Raw genomic sequence first — 21,563 nt, 5'->3', positions numbered from 1 at the left:
CTCAGGTGCGCCGGGGGGCGGGGATCGAACGGACGATCTCGGCGACCACCTGGGCGGCGGACCCCTCCGTCGCCTGTGCCCGGTAGTGCACCAGGACGCGGTGGCCGAGCACGGCGCCGGCGAGGGAGGAGACGTCCTCGGGGATCAGGAAGCCACGGCCCCGCATCGCTGCGCGGGCGCGTCCGGCCCGGAGCAGCTGCAGCGACGAGCGGGGGGAGGCGCCGAGGCGCAGGGCGGCGTGGGTGCGGGTGGCCGCGACCATGTCCACCACGTACGCCTTGAGGGCCGGATGGACGTAGACGCGGCGGACGACCTCGCGCGCCGCGAGCACCTCCGCCCCGTCGGTGACGGCGATGAGGTCGTCGAGCGGGTTGGCCGCGCCGTGGTGGTCGAGCATGGCCAGCTCGGCCTCGCGAGAGGGGTAGCCCATCGACACGCAGGCCATGAAGCGGTCGCGTTGCGCCTCCGGCAGGGGATAGGTGCCCTGCATCTCGATCGGGTTCTGGGTGGCGAACACCATGAACGGCTCGGGCAGGGCGTGGGTGGTGCCGTCCACCGAGACGTGGTGCTCCTCCATCGCCTCCAGCAGCGCCGACTGCGTCTTCGGCGAGGCGCGGTTGATCTCGTCGCCGATGACGACGTTGGCGAACACCCCGCCCGGCTTGAAATCGAACGCGCGGCTCTGGGGGTTGAACACCGCCACGCCGGTGATGTCGCCGGGCAGCAGGTCGGGGGTGAACTGGATGCGCCGCACCGAGCCGTCGATGGAGCAGGCCAACGCCCGCGCGAGCATGGTCTTGCCGACCCCGGGGACGTCCTCGATGAGCAGGTGCCCGCCGGCCAGCAGCACCACCAGGGCCATCTCGACGGTCTCCGGCTTGCCCTCGATCACGGCGCCCACGTTGGCGGTGAGCCGATCGGCCAGGGCGGCGGCCCCCGAGACGTCGACGGAGAGCGGGTTCGTCACGGCGCCCACCCTAGCGGGCGATCCTCGACCCGGCGGGGTCGACGATCACGGCCCTTCCCCGACTCCCTCCACATCCATCCACCTCTCCGCCCCGGGTGGGTCCTGAACCGATTCATCGCCCGCCCGTGGCGGCGATCGGGGAGGTGCGCGGACGTCGAGACCCGCGGGGGATTGAAAGAAGTGGAGGAATGTGGGTAAATGTGGAGGTAAGTGGAGGACTTGGGAAGGCCGAGGGGAAGGGGCGCCGATGTTCTTGGGCACCCACACCCCGAAGCTGGACGAGAAGGGCCGCTTCGTCCTCCCCGCACGATTCCGCGACGAACTGGCAGGAGGGCTGATCATCGCCAAGGGTCAGGAGCGCTGCCTGTCGATCTTCACGCCGGCGGAGTTCGCGCGGCAGGCGGAGGTCGCCCTGACGGGCTCCCCGACGGTCCGCGACATCCGGGACTTCCAGCGCACGTTCGCGGCGGGGGCGTCCGAGGAGACGCCGGACAAGCAGGGTCGCGTCACGGTGCCGCCGCTGCTGCGGGCCTATGCGGGGCTCGACAAGGACATCGCGGTCATCGGCGCGTTCAACCGCATCGAGCTCTGGGATCTCGGGGCCTGGCAGGCCTATGAGACCGCGCAGGACGAGAAGTTCAGCTCGCTGGACGCCGAGATCACGCAGGCGCCGGCCGGAGGGTGAGGCTTCGACCCGGGACGACTCCCTGACACCACTTCCCCGGTGGCAGGCGGTCGCTCCGGATCGAAACCCCGTTCCCCGGACGGAGGAGAAAGGAGCGAGACGATGCAGGCAGCGCACCAGGGCCACGTGCCCGTGATGCTCGACCGCATCGTCGCGCTGCTCGCCCCGGCGCTGGCCTCCGGCGGCATCTACGTCGACGGCACCCTCGGCCTGGCCGGTCACGCCGTGGCGGTGCTGGACGCCTGCCCGCAGGCCCGGCTCGTGGGCATCGACCGCGACCCGGACGCCCTCGAGGTCGCCGGTGAGCGGCTCGCCCGGTTCGGCGACCGCGTCACGCTGGTTCGCGCCGTCTACGACGAGCTTCCCGACGTGCTGGACGACCTCGGCACCCCTCGCGTCGAGGCGATCCTGGCCGACCTCGGGCTCAGCTCCCTGCAGATCGACCGCGCCGACCGCGGTTTCGCCTACGCGGTGGACGCCCCCCTCGACATGCGCATGGGGCAGGGCGAGGGGCTGAGTGCCGCCGACGTCGTCAACACCTACGACGCCGCCGCGCTCACCCGCATCCTGCGCACCTACGGCGAGGAGCGCTTCGCCGACCGCATCGCCCGCCGCATCGTCACCGCCCGGGCCGAGGAGCCCTTCACCACGAGCGCCCGCCTGGTACAGGTGCTGTCGGACGCCATCCCCGCTGCGGCGCGGGCGTCCGGGGGCCACCCCGCCAAGCGGACGTTCCAGGCCCTGCGCATCGAGGTGAACGGTGAACTGGACGCCCTCGCCGGCCTGCTGCCCGCGGCCCTGGCCGCCCTCGCGCCCGGCGGACGCCTCGCCGCCCTCGCCTACCACTCGCTGGAGGACCGGCTGGTGAAGCAGTCCTTTGCGCACGCCACCACGGACACCGCCCCGCGCGGCCTGCCCGTGGTGCCGCCCGAGCACCGGGCCAAGTTCCGGCAGCTCACCCGGGGTGCGGAGCGGCCCGATGCCGCCGAGTGCGCCACCAACCCGCGCGCAGCCTCCGCCCGGCTGCGGGCCACCGAACGTCTGAAGGAGGTGGCGGCATGACCGTCAACCCGACCCCGCGCGCGACCACCCGCCAGAGCCCCGCGGCGCAGGAGCCCCGGCTGCGCGGTCTGCCCACGCGCACGCCGCGCATGGCGTCGCTGCCGTTCGGGCTGTTCATGGTGGCCCTGTTCGCCGGCGGCGCGGTGGGGCTGTTGTTCTTCATCACGACGTTGCAGAACCAGTCGTTCGAGGTGCGGCAGGCGCAGCGCGAGGCCACCGAGCTGGGCTACCGCGTGAGCGACCTCGAGGCGCAGCTCTACGCGGCCCAGGCCCCCCGCGAGCTTGCGCGGCGCGCCACCGAGCTCGGCATGGTGCCCAACCCCTACGGCGTCTTCATCGACCTCGAGACGGGCACCGTCGTCGGTGAGGCCACCCCCGTGTCCGGCGGGGAGATCCCCAGCCTCCGCGTCCTGCCCCCGCCCCCGCCCGAGCCGGAGGTGCCGCTCGAGGCGGCCCCCGTCGAGGGCCAGGCAGCCGAGGGTCTGCCCGCGCCGGCCGTCAGCCCGGACGCGGACGCCGCCACCCAGGACGCCGCCACCCAGGACGCCGCAGCGGATGTCGCCGGGGACGGCGCGTCGCCGGACGCCGCCGCCGGGGGTGTCGGTGACACTGGTGGTGACCAGACCACCACCGGAGAGGCCCAGCCGTGACCCAGAGCCGTCCGACGCCGCGGCGGACGGCGCCCCGACCGGGCCGGGTGCCGCTGGCGTCCTCGGCCTTCCGGCTACGGACGATGGCGCTGCTCGTGGCCATCATGTTCTCGGTGGTGGGGGCGCGGGCCGTCCAGATCCAGGTGCTCAGCGCGAGCGCGATGGCGCAGGAGGCCGCGTCCAAGATGACGCGGACCCGCGATGTGCCGGCGCAGCGGGGCGAGATCACCGACCGCAACGGCAATGTGCTGGCCTTCACCGAGGACACCGTCAACGTGATCGCCGACCCCACGATGATCGCCACCAACGGCAAGGAGCCCGAGGCGATGCGGGAGAGCGACCGGGCGCGGGCGGCGGTGGCCCCCACCGAGATGGCGGCGATCATCGCCGGCCACACCGGGGGGGACGCGGCCGAGATCGAGGCCAAGCTGCGCCAGAGCACCACCACCAACGCCACCGGCGAGGAGGTGCCGCTGCGCTACACCCTGCTGGCCCGGCAGATCCCCTCGTCCACCTGGGTCGACCTGCTCGCGGAGCTGAACGCGGGTGACTACGTTGGCGTGTTCCGCGAGGCCAACCCCCGCCGGACGTACCCGATGGGCACGCTCGCCGCCAACATCATCGGCTCGATGAGCGAGGGCAAGGGCCTGATGGGGCTGGAGTACGCCCAACAGGACGCCCTGGCCGGCACGCCGGGCCGTGAGAGCTACGAGACGTCGCCGAACGGCCGCATCCCGCTCGGCAACCAGGAGTTGACGCCGGCGGTGGACGGCGACGACATCCAGCTCACCCTCGACTCCGACCTCCAGTGGATGGTCGAGCAGCGGCTCGCCGCGCGCGTGGACGAGGTGGGGGGCAACTGGGGGGCGGCGCTCGTGATGGACGCCGAGTCCGGCGAGCTCCTGGCGATGGCCAACTACCCGAGCTTCGACAGCAACAACCCGGGTGCCGCCGACAGCGCCGACACGGGCAACCGCGCCGTCGAGGCGTCCTACGAACCCGGGTCGGTGCAGAAGGTGCTGACGCTGGCGTCCCTGCTCGACGCGGGCCTGACGACGCCCGACACCGCCTACCACATCGGCAAGGACGTTCAGGTGGGCGACCACCACGTCACCGATGCGTTCACCCATGACGAGATCGACATCACCACCCGCGGCATCCTGGTGAAGTCATCCAACGTCGGTGCCATCACCGCCGCCCGGTCCATGGATCCCGACGTGCTGCGCGACTACATGGTGAAGTTCGGGCTCGGGCAGGCGACCACCCTCGGCCTGCCCGGTGAGGCGTCGGGCAGCGTGCCGCCGGTCGGCATGCCGAGCTACCAGGCCGACTCGATGGCCTTCGGCTACGGCCTGTCGGTCAGCTCGGTGCAGATGGCGGCGGCGGTGGCCTCGCTAGCCAACGACGGCGTGTACACGGCCCCCAGCATCATTGCCGGCACCACCGACACCCACGGCACCTTCACCGCCGCCGCGGAGCCCGAGACGCACCGCGTCGTCTCCGAACAGGCCGCCCGCGACGTGGTCGCCATGATGGAGCAGCGCACCATCGCCAACGACGACCAGATCGGCATCCCCGGGTACCGGACGGGCGCGAAGACCGGTTCGGCCCGCATCTCCACCGGCGCCGGGTACTCCGGCCAGGTGGCGTCCATCATCGGCGTGGCGCCGGTCGAGGATCCCCAGATCGTCGTGTACGTGCTCATCGCCCGGCCCGACACCCAGGGCGCCGGCCTCGGCATGGCGGGGCCCGTCTACCGCGACATCATGTCCCTGGCGCTGCCGCGCTTTGGCGTCCGTCCGAGCGAGGACGTCCCCACCGAGCAGTTGCCGCTCATCGTGGGGGAGTGACGCGGTGACCGACCGTCCGACCGCACCGGCCGGCGTCCCGCTGGCCTCCCTGGTGCCCGGGGCCCCCGGCTCCGTGACCGGCGTCACGCTCGACTCCCGCCGCGTGGCGCCCGGCGACCTCTACGTCGGGCTGCCCGGCCAACGCGCGCACGGGGCCGCCTTCGTCGCGGACGCCGCGCGCGCAGGCGCGGTCGCCCTGCTCACGGACGCCGCCGGCGCGGCCCTCGCCGCGGACGCCGGGCTCCCGCTCGTCGTCGTGGACGACCCGCGCGCCGCCATGGCGGGCCTGGCCGCCGACGTCCACGGCCGCCCAGCCGAACGCCTCGACTGTTTCGGGGTGACCGGCACCAACGGCAAGACCTCCACGGTCTTCCTGCTGGAGGCGGCCTGGGCGGCGTTGGGCCGGACGGTGGCCACGGTGGGCACCATCGGCTTCCGCGTCGGCGGGGTGCCCGTCGAGGCCGCCCGCTCCACCATCACGACCCCGGAGTCGCCCGACCTGCAGGCCCTGCTGGCCCGGCTCGTCGCGGCCGGGGCCGACACCTTGGCCATGGAGGTCAGCAGCCATGCCCTGGCGCTGGCCCGGGTGGACGCGATCGACTTCGACGCCGTGGGCTTCACGATGCTGGGGCAGGATCACCTGGAGTTCCACCACACGATGGAGGAGTACTTCGCCGCCAAGGCGCAGCTCTTCACCACGGGCCGGGCAGCCCACGCCGTGGTCAACACCGCCGACGCCTGGGGCGCCCGGCTCGCCGACCTGGTGCGCGCGGACGGCCGCGCCCGCCTGGTCACGACTCTCGGCACGGACGCCGACCACCGCGTCCTGGCGGCCACGCCCGACGAGGCCGGCGGCTGGCGCGTCCGGATGCGTCACCCACAGGGCGAGACCGACTTCTCCTTGTCGATGCTCGGCGACTTCAACGTCGCCAACGCCGTGACCGCGCTGGCCCTGGTGGGTGCCGCGGGCGGCGATGTGGACGCCGCCGCCCCGGGGCTCGCCGAGGCGCAGGTGCCGGGTCGCATGCAGCGCGTCGAGCTGGGCGCGGGGCGTCCGCACGTGGTGGTCGACTTCGCGCACACGCCGCAGGCGGTGGGTGCGGCACTGGCCGCGCTGCCCCGGACGGGCCGCCGGATCGCCGTGCTGGGCGCCGGGGGTGATCGGGATCCGAGCAAGCGCGGCCCCATGGGGGAGGCCGCGGCCCGTCACGCCGACCTCGTCGTGGTGACCGACGACAACCCCCGCAGCGAGCGGCCCGGCGCCATCCGCGCCGCGGTGCTGGCGGGCGCGCGGAGCGCCGCGGGGGCTGGCGTGGAGGTCGTCGACGGCGGTGACCGCCGCGCCGCCATCGCGATGGCGCTCGGCCGGGCCCGCGCGGGAGACTGGGTGGCCGTGCTCGGCAAGGGGCACGAGCAGGGGCAGGAGATTGACGGGCGCACGAGCCCGTTCGACGACGTCGCGGTGGTCCGCGAGGTCGGAGGGGACTGAGGGCATGGAACCGATGACGGTGGGGGCGCTGGCGGAGGCGGTCGGCGGGCAGGTGGCGCCGGGCGTCGATCCGACGCGCCGCGTCGGCCCGGGGGTGGTCATCGACTCACGCGCGGTGCACCCCGGCGCCCTGTTCGTGGCGCTGCCGGGGGAGCGCGTCGACGGCCACGACTTCGTCGCCACGGCGGCGGAAGCCGGCGCCGCGGCCGCGCTCGTCACCCGGCCCGTGGCGGTCGACGTGCCGCAGGTCGTCGTGCCCGACACGGTGGCCGCCCTGGCCGCGCTGGCGACCGACGTGGTCGGGCGCGCCACCGCGTCCGGGCTGGTCGTGGTGGGCATCACGGGCAGCTCGGGCAAGACCTCCACCAAGGACCTGGTGGCGGCCGTCCTGGAGGCGGCCGGGCCCACGGTGGCGCCGCCCGGCTCGTTCAACAACGAGATCGGTGCGCCGTTGACGGCCTGCCGCGTGGATGCCGCCACCCGCTACCTGGTCGCCGAGATGGGGGCCCGGGGGCTCGGGCACATCGCCTGGCTGTGCCGCGTCACGCCGCCGGCCGTCGGGGCCGTGCTCAACGTCGGGCACGCCCACCTGGGCGAGTTCGGGTCGATCGAACAGATCGCGCTCGCCAAGGGCGAGCTGGTGGAGGCGCTGCCCCCCACCGGGTGGGCCGTCCTCAACGCCGACGACCCCCGCGTCATCGCGATGGCGCTGCGCACCTCGGCGCGCGTCGCGGCCTTCTCCACGCGGCACGACCCGGCCGAGACCGGGGCCGACCTGCGGGTGTGGGCCTCGGACGTCGCCGCCGACGACCTGCAGCGCCACCGCTTCACGCTCCACGCCGCCGGCGCCGGTCGCGAGCCGGCCAGCGCGCCCGTCGCGCTGCGCGTCCTCGGCGAGCACCAGGTCTCCAACGCCGTCGCCGCGGCCGCTGTCGGCCTGGCGGCCGGTTTGGGGCTGGACGCCGTCGCCGACGCCCTCAGCCACGCCACGGCGCGCTCGCGCTGGCGCATGGAGCTGGCCGAGCGCCCCGACGGCCTCGCCATCCTCAACGACGCCTACAACGCGAACCCCGACTCGATGTCGGCCGCCCTCGTCGCCGTGGCGCGCCTGCGGCGTCCCGGGGGCCGCGTCGTGGCCGCGCTCGGCGACATGCTGGAGCTCGGCCCGGACGCCGCCGCCGCCCACCGCGAGGCCGGCGCCCTGGCGGCCACGCTGGAGGTCGACGAGCTGGTCGCCGTCGGGGAGTTCGGGCCCGACCTGGTGGCCGGATTCGCGCCCTCGGGGCGTCCGGCTCGCTATTTTGGGTCCGTCGAGGAGCTGGTCGCGCACCTGCGGGGTGCGCTCGGGGCGTCCGACGTGGTGCTCGTCAAGGCCTCGCGCGGGCTGGCCCTCGAGCGGGTGGCCGACGCACTGGTCGCTGACGCGCCGGCGCGGGGAGCCCTGGTCGAGCGAGCGGAAGGAGCACGGCAGTGGTGATGGTGTTGACCGCGGGCGTGCTGGGTCTGCTCGGCACGCTGATCGGGACGCGGGTGGCGATCGGGCTGCTCGTGCGCAAGGGGTACGGCCAGTACGTCCGCGACGACGGGCCGGTGGAGCACCTCAAGAAGAAGGGCACGCCCACCATGGGCGGCATCGCGATCATCATCGCGGTGCTGCTGGCCTACGCGCTCGCCCACCTCCTCTTCTGGCGCCCGCCCACGGCGTCCGGCCTGCTGTTGCTGGGGCTGTTCGCCGGCATGGGCTTCGTCGGCTTCCTCGACGACTGGATCAAGATCTCCCGGGCGCGCAGCCTGGGCCTCGACAGCAAGGGCAAGCTGGTGCTGCAGGGGCTCATCGGCGTCGCGTTCGCCTACCTGGTGTTCCAGTTCCCCGACGAGCGCGGCGTCACCCCGGCCAGCCCCGCCGTGTCGTTCCTGCGCGACATCGGCTGGCTGCAGCTGCCGGTGTGGCTGGCGATGATCTGGATCATCTTCATCATCGCCGCCCTCAGCAACGGGGTGAACCTCTCCGACGGCCTCGACGGCCTGGCCACCGGGCTGTGCATGATGGTGTTCGCCGCCTACGCGCTGGTGAACATCTGGCAGTACAACCAGTGGTGCTCCCAGATCATGACCGCTGGGCCGCAGTGCTACCAGGTGCGCGACCCCATCGACCTGGCGGCGATCTCGTTCGCGCTCGCCGGCGCGTGCTTCGGCTTCCTGTGGTGGAACACCTCGCCGGCCAAGATCTTCATGGGCGACTCCGGCTCGCTGGCGCTGGGCGCGGCGGTGGCCGGCCTGGCGATCATGACGCGCACCGAGCTGCTCGTGGTCATCCTCGGCGGCATGTTCGTCATCATCACGCTCTCGGTGGTGCTGCAGGTGGGCTACTTCAAGCTCACCGGCGGCAAGCGGCTGTTCAAGATGGCCCCGCTGCACCACCACTTCGAGATGAAGGGGTGGGCCGAGCAGACCGTCGTCGTCCGGTTCTGGATCATCTGCGGCATCTTCATCGCCGCCGGTCTCGGCGTGTTCTACACCGAGTGGGTGGCGGGGCTGCCGTGAGCGCGCTGGACTGGATGGCGGACGCCGACCGTCTCTCCCCCTGGCGCGAGGCCACCGTCGTGGTGGCCGGGCTCGGCACGTCCGGGTTCGCGGCGGCGGACGGCCTCATGGCGCTCGGCGCGGGCCGCATCATCGTGCTCGACGAGTCGCCCTCGGACGCCAACGCCGAGAAGGCCGACCTGCTCCGCCGCCTCGACGTCGAGGTGACGCTCGGCCCGGGCGCCACCGCGACCCTGCCCGAGGGCGTCCACCTCGTCGTCACCTCGCCCGGCTGGCGCCCCACGGCGCCGCTGCTCGCGCAGGCCGCCGCCCGCGGCGTCCCGGTGTGGGGCGAGGTGGAGCTGGCGTGGCGCATGATGCAGCCCGACCGCGTCGTGCCGTGGCTCGGCGTGACCGGCACCAACGGCAAGACCACCACCACCGCCATGCTGGAGTCGATGCTCTCGGCCGCCGGCCTGCGGACGTCGGCGGTGGGCAACTACGGGCGCCCCATCATCGAGGCGCTGCTGGACGAGATCGACTACGACGTGCTCGCCGTGGAGCTCTCCAGCTTCCAGCTCCACTGGTCGGAGTCGCTGGCGTTGCACTCGGCCGCGGTGCTCAACCTCCAGCCCGACCACCTGGAGTGGTACGCCCACGAGGCCGACCCGCTGGCGGCCTACGCGGCCGACAAGGCCAAGATCTACTCCCGGGTCACCCACGCCTGCGTCTACAACGTGGCCGACCCCATGACCGAGCAGATGGTGGCGGACGCCGACGTGACCGAGGGTGCCCGGGCCATCGGTTTCCGGCTCGAGGTGCCGGCCGTCTCGATGCTGGGCGTGGTCGACGACCTGCTCGTCGACCGGGCGTTCGTCGCGCAGCGCCGCGACTCGGCGATGCCGCTGGCCCACCTGTCCGACGTGCGGCCCTACGCCCCCCACAACGTCGAGAACGCCCTGGCCGCGGCCGCCCTGGCCCGCAGCTTCGGCGTGCCGCCGCAGGCGGTGGCCCAGGGGTTGACCGACCTGCACCTCGGCGACCACCGCATCCAGACCGTCGGCGAGGTCGACGGGGTGACGTGGGTGGACGACTCGAAGGCGACCAACCCGCACGCGGCGGCGTCCTCGATGCGCGCGTTCGACGCGATCGTGTGGGTCGCCGGCGGGCAGGCGAAGGGCACGACCTTCGACGAACTAGTGGCCACCTACGGGGCCAAGCTCCGCGGCGCGGTGCTGCTCGGGGTGGACCGCGGGGTGATCGCCGACGCGCTGGCTCGACACGCGCCGGAAGTCCCGGTCATCGTCATCGACTCGGGGGAGACTGGGGCGATGGACGAGGCCGTGCGGGCAGCCGCCGGGCTGGCCCGACCGGGCGATGTCGTCCTGCTGGCGCCGGGGTGCGCGAGCAAGGACATGTGGCCCGGGTACGACGCTCGCGGGCGGGACTTCACCGCCGCGGTGGGTCGTCTTCGGCACGCGTGACGAGACGGGCCGTCACGAAACGGGCAAGGACGAGAACGAAGGGGGACGGGGCGTGGCGATCCTGACACCGGGCAAGCCACCGCGGGCCACCTCCCGATCGCGGTCGGACGCCCGCACGCGGTTCTCCGACCGGGCGTCGGCCTGGCTGAACCACCCGATGGCCGACATCGTGCTCGTCCTCACCGCCTCGGGGCTGCTGCTCGCGCTCGGCTCGATCATGGTGTGGTCGGCGTCCACCGTGTTCAGCTACACCCAGTTCAGCGATGCGTTCTACTTCATGCGGCGGCACCTCGTGTTCCTCGGCGTCGCGTTGGTGGCGGGGTGGGTCACCTCACGCATCCCGGTCGACCGGCTGCGGGGGCTCGGCTGGCTCGTGTTCAGCGTGGCCGGGCTGCTGCTGGCCCTCACCTTCACCCCGCTCGGCTACGGCGTCGGCGGGAACAACAACTGGCTCAACCTGGGCGGCGCCAACTCGATGCTGCGCGTGCAACCCGCCGAGTTCGCCAAGCTGGCGATCGTCGTGTGGGGCTCGGCGGTGCTGGCCAACAAGCGCCGCCTGCTCGACCAGCCCAAGCACCTGCTGGTGCCCTTCCTGCCGTTCTCGCTGCTGTTGATCGGGCTGGTGGTGCTGCAGCACGACCTGGGCACGGCGATCCTGCTCGGTGGCCTCGTCGTGGCGGTGCTCTGGTGCGTGGGGGCGCCCCTGCGGGTGCTGGGGACCCTGGCGGTGCTCATCGCCGGCGCTCTCGGCACGCTGGTCTTGGCCAACCGGTCGCGCGTCGACCGCATCCTCGGATTCCTGAACCCCGGATCCGACCTGACGGGCATCAACCACCAGCCGATGCAGGCCCTGTACGGCCTGGCCACCGGCGGGTGGTGGGGGGTCGGGCTGGGCTCGAGCCGGCAGAAGTGGGGCAGCCTCGCCGAGGCCCACACCGACTACGTGCTCGCCATCATCGGCGAGGAGCTCGGGCTGGTGGGCACCCTGGTGGTGCTCCTGCTGTTCGTGATCCTCGGCTACGCCGGCGTCCGGATCGCGCTGCGCAGCTCGACCTTCTTCGGACGGCTCGTCGCCGCCGGCGTGACGAGTTGGATCATGATGCAGGCCCTGGTCAACGTCATGGTGGTGCTCGGCCTGCTGCCGGTGCTGGGCGTGCCGCTCCCGCTCGTCTCCTACGGCGGTTCGGCGTTGCTGGCCAACGTCATGGCGCTCGGCGTCCTCGTCGCCTGCGCGCGTGACGAGCCGGACGCCAAGGCGTGGCTGAAGCGCCGCGCCACGCTTCGATCCAAGGCCCCGAAGCGCCGTTTCTCCGCGGTGTTGCCGGGCCGGTCCTGAGAGGAAACACCGTGACGGGCACCGTCTCCCTCGTGCTGGCCGGCGGCGGCACCGCCGGGCACACGTCCCCCCTCATCGCCACCGCCGAGCGCCTGCGCGAGGCGGACGCCGGCGTCCGGCTCACGGTGGTGGGCACCCCGAAGGGGCTCGAGTCGCGGGTGATTCCCGCCGCCGGGCTGGAGCTGCGGATGATTCCGCCCGTGCCGCTGCCGCGCAAGCCCACCCCCGAGCTGCTGGCGGTGCCCGGCCGGTTGTGGGGCGCCGTGCGGCAGGCCCGCGCGATTCTCGATGACGTGGCCGCGGACGCCGTGGTCGGCTTCGGCGGCTATGTGTCGCTGCCGGTCTACCTGGCGGCGGCGCTGCGCCGGACGCCCGTGGTGATCCACGAGCAGAACGCGGTGCCGGGCCTCGCCAACAAGGTGGCCGCCCGCTTCGCAGCGATCACGGCCGTGTCGTTCCCGGGTACGCCGCTGCCGGGGGCGCGCCACGTCGGCCTGCCGGTGCGCGCCGCCATCACCGAGCTCGACCGGGCGTCGGCGCGGGCTGAGGCCCGGACGTCGCTGGGGTTCACCGGTGACCGGCCGCTGCTGCTGGTCAGCGGCGGCTCCCAGGGCGCGGTGGCGATCAACACCGCGGTGACGGGTGCGCGCGAGCGGCTGCTCGCCGCGGGCGTGGACGTCCTCCACGTGCTGGGCCCCAAGAACATCACCGACGCCCACACCGCGGTCACCGACCCCGGCACCGGTGCCACCTACCGGCCCGTCGGCTACGTGGACGCCATGGAGACGGCCTACGCCGCGGCCGACCTGATGGTGGGCCGCTCCGGGGCCGGCACCGTCGTCGAGACCGCGACGGTCGGCCTGCCCGTGGTGTTCGTCCCGCTCCCGCACGGCAACGGCGAGCAGGCCCGCAACGCCACGTTCCTGGTGGAGGGCGGGGCTGGGGTGCTCGTGCCCAACGCCGAGTTCGACGCCGACCGGCTGCTGGCCGAGGTCTTGCCCATCCTCACCGACCCGGCCCGGTTGGCCGCGATGGCGGACGCCTGCCGCGGGCTCGTGCCCGCCGACGCGGCGTCCGACCTGGCCCGCCTGGTGCTCGACGTGGCGCGGGGGCGCTGACATGCCGCTGCTGCGCCCCGTACCGCTCACCCCCGCCGCGCAGGTGGGGCCCGTCCACTTCATCGCGATCGGCGGCGCCGGCATGAGCGGCATCGCCGCGGCCTACCACGCGCTCGGCGTGCCGGTCTCGGGCTCCGACCGCGACGACAGCCCCACGCTGCGCCACCTGGCCGACCTGGGCGTCCGCACCTTCGTCGGCCACGACGCCGCCCAGCTGGGGGATGCGTCGACCGTCGTGGCGAGCTCCGCCATCCGGCCCGGGAACCCCGAGCTGGCCGAGGCCCACCGGCGTGGGCTGCGGGTGTGGCACCGTTCGGCGGCCCTCGGGGCCCTGATGCTGGGCCGCCGTGGCGTCGCCGTCACCGGCACGCACGGCAAGACGACCACCACGGGCATGGTCGCGACGATGCTCGTCGGGGTGGGCGCCGACCCCGGCTACGTCATCGGCTCCCCACTCGCGGCCACGGGGGAGAGCGCGGCGCTCGGCACGGGGGAGGCCTTCGTGGTCGAGGCCGACGAGTCCGACGGTTCCTTCCTGCAGTACCCCGCCGAGATCGTGGTCGTCACCAACATCGAGGCCGACCACCTGGACAACTGGGGCACCCCGGAGCGCTACGTCGCCGGCTTCGCCGAGATGGCCGGCGCCGAGGGCGTCCGCACGGTCGTCCTGTCGGCCGACGACCCCCACACCCCCGCGCTCGCTGCCGAGCTGGCCGCGGCGGGCACGGCGGTGGTGCGGGTGGGTGAGGCGGCGGACGCCGACGTCCGCCTCGTCGACGTCACGCTCACCCCGGACGCCACCGGCGCGCGTCTGGTGGCAGCTGGCGACGACGGTGCGCTCGCGCTCGCCGTGCCCGGGCGCCACAACCTCCACAACGCGGCGGCCGCCTACGCCGTGGGCCGCGCGCTCGGCCACGACGGCGCGGCGCTGCGCGCGGCGCTGGGCTCGTTCGCGGGCACGCAGCGCCGGTTCGAGTACAAGGGCACGAGCCACGGCGTGGTGGTCTACGACGACTACGCCCACCACCCCACCGAGGTCGCCGCGGCCCTGGCGGCGGCCAGGGCCCGGGTGGTGCCGGGCGGCAGGCTGGTGGCGGCGTTCCAGCCGCACCTGTTCAGCCGCACGCGGGACTTCGCCGACGCGTTCGTCGACGCGCTCGCGGCCGCCGACGTGGTGGTGGTGTGCGCCATCTACCCCGCGCGCGAGGACGCCGCCGACTTCCCGGGCGTCACCGCGGCGTTGCTCACCGAGCCGTTGGCGCGGGCCGGCCGGGCGCCGGTGGCGGCCGCCGGGCTCGTCGAGGCGGCGGACGCCCTCGCCCCGGCCCTGCGGCCCGGTGACCTCGTCGTGACCCTCGGCGCCGGCGACGTCACCACCCTCGGCCCGCTGCTGTTGGCCCGGCTGGGGGAGCGGCCATGACGCGCGTCACCGAACCACTCGTGGACGTCACCGGTGCGCGCCGGCGCCGGGCTCGCGCCCGGCTGCTGCGGCGGGTCCGGATCGCCGGGGTGCTGGTGGCCCTCGTGGCGCTGGTCGGCGGGGCCGCCTGGCTCATGGGGTGGTCGTCGGTGTTCTCCACCGACGAGGTCGCCACCGAGGGTCTGGTCGTCCTCACCCACGACGAGGTGGTCGCCGCGGCGCAGGTGCCGCTCGGCCAGCCGCTCGCCCGGATCGAGACCGACGAGATCGCCGAGCGCGTCCGGGAGCTGCCCCCGGTCGCGGACGTGCGCGTCGGCGTCCGGTTCCCCCATACGGTGACCGTCGCCGTGACCGAGCGCGAGCCTGTCATCGCGCTGGAGATCGGCCGCAACTACGTGTCGGTCGACGCCGAGGGCGTCCCGTTCCACAGCGGCACGGAGCGGCCTGACGGCGTCCTGCTCGCCCGGGGGTCTGCCATCAACGACACCGAGCTGCTCGCGGGCCTCGCCACGGTCGCGGCCAGCCTGCCGCCCCCGGTGCGCGATCTGGTGGACGTGATCGGCGCGGACACGCTGGACTCGATCACGCTGACCCTCACCGACGGCCGGCGCATCGTGTGGGGCGGGCCGGAGGATTCGGAGCTCAAGGGCCGCGTCGTGCAGCCGCTGCTGGGGGTGTCCGGACGCGTCCTGGACGTGTCCGCGCCCAGCCACCCGACCAGCCGCTGACGGAGGCGCCGACGGCCGCCACCGGGAACTCTCAACCCCGGGTTGAGGGGCGCGCCGAGGGCGTCGGGCGTGATGGACTCGCCTTGTTCGTCCTCACTAACCTGTGAGCAGTCCACTCGCCTCGACGCCTTCCCTGCGCCCAGCCGAGCCCGGGTGGGCAGACCCGGAACAACGAGCGAGGAACGAGCAGACCCCGTGGTGAGTGCATCTCAGAACTACCTGGCAGTGATCAAGGTCGTGGGCGTGGGCGGGGGTGGCGTCAACGCCGTCAACCGCATGATCGAGTCCGGCCTGCGGGGTGTGGAGTTCATCGCGGTGAACACCGACGCCCAGGCCCTCCTGATGAGCGACGCGGACGTCAAGCTCGACATCGGCCGCGAACTCACCCGCGGCCTCGGCGCGGGCGCCGACCCCGACAAGGGCCGCCAAGCTGCCGACGACCACGCGGACGAGATCGAAGAGGTGCTCAAGGGCGCCGACATGGTGTTCGTCACCGCCGGTGAGGGCGGCGGCACCGGCACCGGCGCCGCCCCGGTCGTCGCCCGGATCTCCCGCTCGCTGGGCGCGCTGACGATCGGTGTGGTGACGCGCCCCTTCGGTTTCGAGGGCAAGCGCCGCGCGAACCAGGCCGAGAGCGGCATCACGAACCTGCGCGACGAGGTCGACACCCTCATCGTCATCCCCAACGACAAGCTGCTCGAGATGACCGATCACCAGGTCGCCATCCTCGACGCCTTCAAGCAGGCCGACCAGGTGCTGATGCAGGGTGTCTCCGGCATCACGGACCTCATCACCACCCCGGGCCTGATCAACCTCGACTTCGCCGACGTCAAGGCGGTCATGAGCAACGCAGGCTCGGCCCTCATGGGCATCGGCTCGGCCCGCGGTGAGGACCGCGCCCGCGCTGCCGCCGAGATGGCCGTCTCGAGCCCGCTGCTCGAGGCGTCGATCGACGGTGCCCACGGTGTGCTGCTCGCGATCGCCGGTGGCTCCGACCTCGGTCTGTTCGAGGTGTCTGCGGCCGCCAACCTCATCGAGGAGTCGGCGCACGAGGACGCCAACATCATCTTCGGCACTGTCATCGACGACTCCCTCGGCGACGAGGTGCGCGTGACGGTCATCGCGGCCGGCTTCGACGGCGGCCAGCCGCCGCGCCGCCAGCCCGGGGTGACCCGGCAGCCCGACCTGCGCCAGCAGCAGCGTTCGGGCCAGCGCCCGCAGGGTGGCCAGGGCGCGCCGAACCAGGGTGCCCCGAGCCAGGGCGGCGGCCAGGGCCAGGGCTTCGGCTCCGCCCAGGGCGGCCAGTCAGGAGTGGGCCAGTCGGGTGCCGGCGGGCAGGCGGGCCAGCCCGGGGGCGTCCCGCAGGCCGCGCAGCCGACGCCGCAGCAGCGGCCCGCTCCGCGGCGTCCCGAGCCGGCCGACGATGAGCTGGACGTCCCGGACTTCCTGAAGTGACTCAGCTCTTGGTGACCCGCACCTTCTCTGCTCTGCGGTGATGTTCCACCACCACAGCGACCCCGGCGCCGACGGTGTCGGGGTCGCGTTCACCTCGGCGGAGCTCGACCTGGGCGACCGGCAGACCGGCGCGGCGCGCGCGGATGCTTTCGCGCGTCTCTCGCAGTCGCTCGGGGTGCCGGTGGCCATCGTCGGTCAGGTGCACGGCGCGGCGGTCGCCGACGCCGACCAGGCGCCCCTGGTGGCGTCCGGGTTGGTGGACCTCGGGGTCGAGGCGGACGCCGTGCTCACGAGCCGGCGGGGCCTGGCCGTCGCCGTCCGCGTCGCCGACTGCGTGCCCATCCTGCTGGCCGCCGCCGACGGCGGGGCGGTCGCCGCCGTGCACGCCGGGCGCGCCGGGCTGCTCGCCGGGGTGATCGGCGCCGCGGTGGCCCGCCTGCGTGAGCGGAGCGCGGCGCCGCTGCGGGCCTGGATCGGCCCGCACATCTGCGGCGCCTGCTACGAGGTGCCGCCCGAGCTGGCCGCGGACGCCGCCGCCCGCCTCGGCGTGCCGGTGCCCCGCACCCGGTGGGGCACGACTGGGATCGACCTCGGGGCTGCCGCGGCGCGCCAGCTCGCCGAGGCCGGCGCCGCCGTGACCGTCGTGCCCGGCTGCACGCTGACCACCCCGACGCTGCACAGCCACCGGCGCGACCCGGGGGGGGGGCGCCAGGTGGGGCTCATCTGGCGTGGCTGAGGCCCGGGTGCGGCTGAGCCTGGGGGCGGGTGAGTCACGGGTGCCTGGCGGCGCGCCCGGCGTGCCACGAGGCGGCGCGCCGCCCACCCGCTAAGGTTTTCGTGACCACGATCCCGGAGGTGTCCCATGGCGGATGGATTCAAGAAGGCTGCCGTCTGGCTCGGCCTGATGTCCGATTCCCCGTATCCCGATGACGAGCGCGACGACGCCGAACGCACCGCTGCGGTCGCCTACGACCCCGATGCCGATCGCGATCGCGATCCGTCCCGCGACGGAAGTGGCGAGTACGACCAGCGCGTCGAGCGTGACCACCGTGCGGTGGAGCCCGTGCGCGAGGGCAGCGTGACCGCGCTCGAGACGCGGCGCCCCGCCCCCGTCAAGGCGCGCGCCGATCTCAGCCGCATCGTCACGGTGCATCCGCGCACCTACAACGAGGCCCGCACGATCGGCGAGCACTTCCGCGACGGCACGCCCGTGATCATGAACCTCTCCGACATGGAGGACGCTGACGCCAAGCGTCTCGTCGACTTCGCCGCCGGCCTGATCTTCGGCCTGCGGGGCAGCATCGAGCGGATCACGAGCAAGGTCTTCCTGCTCTCCCCGGCCGATGTCGAGGTGGCCGCGGAGGACAAGGAGCGCATCGCCGGGGGTTTCTTCAACCAGAGCTGAGCGCTCACTCTCCCCCTGACCGGCCGGCCCCCGCCCGGTCAGCCCGGGCCGTCCCGCGCACATTTCCCCACCACGGTGATCTGTTGGTGCGGCCCGGTTCTTCTGCACTACCCTGATTCCGCCGGAGCGGAGCCCATCCGCTCCTCCCCCAGCAGCGAGGTGTGACCATGACCCTGACCCTCCACGAGGTGCGCGAGACCCGCTTCCACATGTCCAAGCGCGGTGGGTACCACCACACGGAGGTCGACGCGTTCGTCGATAAGGTGGAGACGACGCTGGCCGAACTGGTGGAGGAGAACGCCACCCTCACCCAGCAGGTCAGTGCGCTGACCGCGGGCGGGGCCGCACCGGCTGACCCCGGGGCGGACGACGCCTCCCGGGGCGAGGCGGACGCCGGCGCCGCGGCCGAGCTGGAGGCGTTGCGTGCCGAGTTGGCGGACGCCCGACGCGAGCTGGTCGAGCGCGACGAGGCGCTGCGGGCCAAGGACGAGGAGGCCGCCGGGCGAGCGTCCGAGCTGGAGTCGGTGCGGGCCACGTTGGCGAGCGGCGGGGACGAGGCCGAGCTGCTGCGCGGCGAGCTCGGCGCCCGGGACGCGGAGCTGGCGTCCCTGCGCCAGGAAGTGGCCGAGCTGCGTGCGGCGGCCGAGGCAGGTGCCGCGGTTCCGGAGACGTCGGGCACGCCCGGTGCCGAGCAGATCGTCGTGCGGACGGCCGCGGAGGCGTCCCCGGCGGTGGTCCGCCTGGTGCAGCTGTCGACGGAGCAGGCCGAGAGCCTCGTCGCCGAGGCGCGCGCCGAGGCCGACCGGTTGACCGGAGAGGCGCGGGCGGAGGCCGACCGGTTGTCGGGCGAGGCCCGTGCCGAGGCCGAGCGTGTCAGCGGGCAGGCCCGCGCCGAGGCGGAGCGTGTGACGTCGGAGGCCGAGGAGCGCTCCCGCGTTGTGGTGGCCGAGGCCACCGACCGCGCCGAGCGCATCGAGTCCGAGGCCCGGTCGACCGCGGACGCCGTGGCCGGTGAGGCCGAGGCCCGCGCGGCGCGGCTGGACGCCGACGTGGCCGCCCGCCGGGAGGAGCTGTTCGCGACGCTCGAATCCGAGCGCGACGCCCTGGCCGGGGCGGTGGACCACCTCCGTGACCACGAGGCGCGCTACCGGGCGTCCTTCGTGGAGTCGCTCCAGCGGCAGATCGAGGCCGTCGTCGGAGGCCGCATCCGGCCGGACGACGAGCCCTCGCTGCTGGCCGAGGACGTTCGCGGCCACTCCGCCACGCCCCGGTTGGACGCCCTCCTCGCCAAGGGGGAGTGAACCCGGCCCCCCGGGGCATCGTCCTTGTTCGCCGTGCTGTGGCGCGGTCGTCGCAGCGCCCAGCATCTCCCCGGAGGAAGGGCAGGCTGCCGCGCGCGCCGACCAGTGGTACTGTTCGGCCGCAGCCCACGTGAAAGGTGGAGGTGACCCATGGCCAAGACTGCCGGGGGGCAGGGGCCCGTCGTGCCCGTGGCAGAGGGCGAGGAGCCCTGGACCGAGGAGGAGCTCGCGGAGGTGCGCGAGGATCTCGAGTTCGACGTCCAGCGGATGGAGCGAGCGCTCGCGCAGAGCGCGCGCGGGCTCGAGCGGCTCTTCGACGAGGGAACCGAAGGGGCCGGGCGGGATCCCGCCGACGTGGGCTCCTCGAATTTCGAGCGCGACCAGGAGATGTCCCTGGCGCAGAACGCGCGCGACCTGCTGGAGCAGGCCCAAACGGCCCTGCGCCTGTTCGACACCGGTCACTACGGCGTCTGCGAGTCGTGCGGCAACCCGATCGGCAAGGATCGGCTGATGGCCTTCCCCCGCGCCACGATGTGCGTGAGCTGCAAGCAGCGGGAGGAACGGCGCTGAGCGCATCCCGCCCCCGTGGGGGAACCGTCGGGCGCCGGGCGGTCTGGGCGATCGTGCTGACGATCGGCCTCGTCGGCTACGGCATCGACCAGCTCACCAAGCACCTCGCGATCACGTACCTCGACCCGAGCGACCCACCCGTCCTGTTGGGCGGGCTGCTGCGGCTGCAGCTCATCTTCAACCCGGGTGCGGCGTTCAGCCTGGGGGAGGACTTCACGGTCGTCCTCACCGCCATCTCCGCTGCCGCGCTCGTCTTCGTGCTGGCGTGGTTGGTGCCTCGGACGCGGCACCGCGGCTGGGCCGCCGCGTTCGGTCTGCTGTTGGCGGGGATCCTCGGCAACCTGACCGACCGGCTGGTGCGCCCGCCGAGGTTCGCGCACGGCCACGTGGTCGACTTCCTGCAGTTGCCGCACTTCGCGATCTTCAACGTGGCCGACATGGGCATCACCTTCGCCGCCGTGACGATCGGGTGGCTGGCCGTGGTGACCGGTGTCGACATGGGTGGTGCGTCGACCGCGACGGAACCTGACACGACGACGGACGCCTCGGCCGAGAAGGCGCCGTGAGCGTCCACCTGGTGCCCGACGGCCTGGCCGGGGAGCGTGTGGACGCCGCCGCCGCGCGCATGACGGGGGTGAGCCGCAGTCGGCTGGCCGAGCTCATCGCCGACGGCCTGGTGCGGCTGAACGGTGAGGCCGTGGGCAAGTCGGCCCGGGTTGTGGCGGGGGATCTGCTGGAGCTCGAGATCCCCGCACCGCGCGAGGCCGTCGTCGTGCCCCGCGAGGTCGCCGGCGTCCGCATCGTGCACGACGACGCCGACCTCGTGGTGGTGGACAAGCCGGCCGGCGTCGCCGCCCACCCCTCGCTGGGCTGGGACGGGCCGGACGTGGTCTCCCACCTCGCCGGTGCCGGGTTTCGCATCTCGACCTCGGGTGCGCCCGAGCGCCAGGGCATCGTGCAGCGGCTGGACGTGGGGACGTCCGGCCTCATGGTGGTGGCCAAGAGTGAGCCGGCGTACACGGCGTTGAAGCGCGCGTTCCGTGACCGGGAGGTCGAGAAGGTCTACCACACGCTGGTGCAGGGCCACCCCGACCCGTTCACCGGCACGATCGATGCGCCCATCGCCCGCCACCCGGGCCACGACTGGAAGATGGCCGTCATCGAGGGTGGGCGGCACAGCGTGACGCACTACGACACCCTGGAGGCCTTCCGCTCCGCCACGTTGCTCGAGGTGCACCTCGAGACCGGGCGGACGCACCAAATCCGCGTCCACATGGCCGCGCTCAGGCACCCCTGCGTCGGCGATCCGCTCTATGGCGGGGATCCGGTGTTGGCGGCGCGGCTGGGCCTGGAGCGGCAGTGGCTCCACGCCGTGGAGCTGTCGTTCGTGCACCCCGGGTCGGGTGAGTGGGTCACGTTCACCTCCCCGTATCCGGCCGACCTGGCGGACGCCCTCGCCCACGTCGCCGAGGCGTCCTGAGAGGTATGCCCACCCCTACGGGTGACCGGGTGCAACGGGA

Annotated in this window: 20 protein-coding genes; 19 read left to right on the top strand and 1 reads right to left on the bottom strand. The window is 73.6% G+C overall.

All coding sequences use genetic code 11. The features are described from left to right. Position 1: 1 nt before the first annotated feature. Complete coding sequence (locus PCC79_RS12315; protein ID WP_416046564.1) at positions 2-976, bottom strand: AAA family ATPase; 975 nt, start codon at positions 974-976, stop codon at positions 2-4. A gap of 238 nt (positions 977-1,214) precedes the next feature. Here PCC79_RS12315 and mraZ point away from each other — a divergent pair, with 238 nt between their 5' ends. The 19 genes from mraZ to PCC79_RS12220 all read left to right on the top strand — a co-directional run bounded on the left by mraZ (position 1,215) and on the right by PCC79_RS12220 (position 21,523). Beyond that, complete coding sequence (gene mraZ, locus PCC79_RS12310; RefSeq protein ID WP_232548584.1) at positions 1,215-1,652, top strand: division/cell wall cluster transcriptional repressor MraZ; 438 nt, start codon at positions 1,215-1,217, stop codon at positions 1,650-1,652. Between the two features lie 102 nt (positions 1,653-1,754). Beyond that, on the top strand, positions 1,755-2,714 hold the full coding sequence (gene rsmH / locus PCC79_RS12305) for a 16S rRNA (cytosine(1402)-N(4))-methyltransferase RsmH (RefSeq protein WP_342371989.1): 960 nt from the start codon (positions 1,755-1,757) through the stop codon (positions 2,712-2,714). Then, positions 2,711-3,364 (top strand): hypothetical protein, encoded by a 654-nt coding sequence (locus PCC79_RS12300; protein ID WP_232548586.1) that lies wholly within the window; start codon positions 2,711-2,713, stop codon positions 3,362-3,364. The genes rsmH and PCC79_RS12300 overlap by 4 nt, the downstream gene beginning before the upstream one ends. After that, positions 3,361-5,214 (top strand): penicillin-binding protein 2, encoded by a 1,854-nt coding sequence (locus PCC79_RS12295; protein WP_342371988.1) that lies wholly within the window; start codon positions 3,361-3,363, stop codon positions 5,212-5,214. The genes PCC79_RS12300 and PCC79_RS12295 overlap by 4 nt, the downstream gene beginning before the upstream one ends. A 40-nt stretch (positions 5,215-5,254) precedes the next feature. Continuing rightward, complete coding sequence (locus PCC79_RS12290; protein WP_425325676.1) at positions 5,255-6,703, top strand: UDP-N-acetylmuramoyl-L-alanyl-D-glutamate--2,6-diaminopimelate ligase; 1,449 nt, start codon at positions 5,255-5,257, stop codon at positions 6,701-6,703. A 4-nt stretch (positions 6,704-6,707) separates the two neighbouring features. Continuing rightward, the gene (locus PCC79_RS12285; RefSeq protein ID WP_342371986.1) at positions 6,708-8,180 is read left to right on the top strand and encodes a UDP-N-acetylmuramoyl-tripeptide--D-alanyl-D-alanine ligase; all 1,473 of its coding nucleotides are present in this window, start codon (positions 6,708-6,710) and stop codon (positions 8,178-8,180) included. After that, positions 8,180-9,247 carry a phospho-N-acetylmuramoyl-pentapeptide-transferase gene (mraY, locus tag PCC79_RS12280; protein WP_269779311.1) on the top strand — a complete coding sequence of 356 codons (1,068 nt, stop codon included), beginning with the start codon at positions 8,180-8,182 and terminating at the stop codon, positions 9,245-9,247. Before PCC79_RS12285 ends, mraY begins: the two co-directional genes overlap by 1 nt. A gap of 14 nt (positions 9,248-9,261) precedes the next feature. Continuing rightward, positions 9,262-10,710 carry a UDP-N-acetylmuramoyl-L-alanine--D-glutamate ligase gene (gene murD / locus PCC79_RS12275; RefSeq protein ID WP_269779312.1) on the top strand — a complete coding sequence of 483 codons (1,449 nt, stop codon included), beginning with the start codon at positions 9,262-9,264 and terminating at the stop codon, positions 10,708-10,710. A gap of 52 nt (positions 10,711-10,762) precedes the next feature. After that, a complete protein-coding gene (gene ftsW, locus PCC79_RS12270; protein WP_232548592.1) occupies positions 10,763-12,046 on the top strand; it encodes a putative lipid II flippase FtsW in 1,284 nt (427 codons plus the stop codon). Positions 12,047-12,057: 11 nt separating this feature from the next. Continuing rightward, positions 12,058-13,164, top strand: coding sequence for an undecaprenyldiphospho-muramoylpentapeptide beta-N-acetylglucosaminyltransferase (gene murG / locus PCC79_RS12265; RefSeq protein ID WP_232548593.1), 1,107 nt, complete (start codon positions 12,058-12,060; stop codon positions 13,162-13,164). 1 nt (position 13,165) lies between these two features. After that, complete coding sequence (gene murC / locus PCC79_RS12260) at positions 13,166-14,584, top strand: UDP-N-acetylmuramate--L-alanine ligase (protein ID WP_342371985.1); 1,419 nt, start codon at positions 13,166-13,168, stop codon at positions 14,582-14,584. Next, positions 14,581-15,312 (top strand): cell division protein FtsQ/DivIB, encoded by a 732-nt coding sequence (locus tag PCC79_RS12255; protein WP_342371984.1) that lies wholly within the window; start codon positions 14,581-14,583, stop codon positions 15,310-15,312. Before murC ends, PCC79_RS12255 begins: the two co-directional genes overlap by 4 nt. A 195-nt stretch (positions 15,313-15,507) precedes the next feature. Further along, entirely contained in the window at positions 15,508-16,767 is a 1,260-nt protein-coding gene (gene ftsZ, locus PCC79_RS12250) for a cell division protein FtsZ (RefSeq protein ID WP_342371983.1), read from the top strand. A gap of 40 nt (positions 16,768-16,807) precedes the next feature. After that, the gene (locus PCC79_RS12245; RefSeq protein WP_342371982.1) at positions 16,808-17,503 is read left to right on the top strand and encodes a polyphenol oxidase family protein; all 696 of its coding nucleotides are present in this window, start codon (positions 16,808-16,810) and stop codon (positions 17,501-17,503) included. Between the two features lie 126 nt (positions 17,504-17,629). Next, positions 17,630-18,172, top strand: coding sequence for a cell division protein SepF (locus PCC79_RS12240; RefSeq protein WP_232548598.1), 543 nt, complete (start codon positions 17,630-17,632; stop codon positions 18,170-18,172). 167 nt (positions 18,173-18,339) lie between these two features. Continuing rightward, entirely contained in the window at positions 18,340-19,473 is a 1,134-nt protein-coding gene (locus PCC79_RS12235; RefSeq protein WP_342371981.1) for a DivIVA domain-containing protein, read from the top strand. A 150-nt stretch (positions 19,474-19,623) separates the two neighbouring features. Then, a complete protein-coding gene (locus PCC79_RS12230; protein WP_232548600.1) occupies positions 19,624-20,043 on the top strand; it encodes a TraR/DksA family transcriptional regulator in 420 nt (139 codons plus the stop codon). Beyond that, positions 20,040-20,609, top strand: a complete 570-nt coding sequence (locus PCC79_RS12225) for a signal peptidase II (RefSeq protein WP_332836175.1) — start codon at positions 20,040-20,042, stop codon at positions 20,607-20,609. Before PCC79_RS12230 ends, PCC79_RS12225 begins: the two co-directional genes overlap by 4 nt. After that, entirely contained in the window at positions 20,606-21,523 is a 918-nt protein-coding gene (locus PCC79_RS12220; RefSeq protein ID WP_342371980.1) for an RluA family pseudouridine synthase, read from the top strand. The genes PCC79_RS12225 and PCC79_RS12220 overlap by 4 nt, the downstream gene beginning before the upstream one ends. Positions 21,524-21,563 lie beyond the last annotated feature (40 nt).

Source organism: Propioniciclava soli, assembly GCF_038502305.1.
Taxonomy (GTDB): Bacteria; Actinomycetota; Actinomycetes; order Propionibacteriales; family Propionibacteriaceae; genus Propioniciclava; species Propioniciclava soli.
This window is presented reverse-complemented; position numbering and strand designations above follow the sequence as displayed.